The 246-nt window shown below is 58.9% G+C and carries 1 protein-coding gene; it reads left to right on the top strand.

Going from position 1 to position 246, the window contains the following annotated elements; genetic code table 11:
- The coding region (locus AC6CHM_RS25210) for a hypothetical protein (protein WP_498176096.1) at positions 1–246 on the top strand (246 nt) is incomplete at both ends.

Here is a 246-nt window from a genome sequence, read left to right on the forward strand (position 1 = left end):
TGGTGAGACGGTTGACCAGTCAGTCAAGACAGTCACCGGCAATCTTGCGACAGTAAAGACGACGGCGGATGCGGCCAAGGTTGGTGCGGATGCAGCAACGACGAAGCTTGCGGGCCTTTCGGACGATACGGTTCAGGGGGCGATCAACACGGCTGCGACGAAGGTCGGGCAGTCTGTTGCCACAGCACTTGGTGAAGGCACGACGCTGGATAAGGATGGCAAGCTTGTTCTGCCCGACTTCGGTCT

This window comes from Phyllobacterium sp. GQ127 (genome assembly GCF_059758635.1).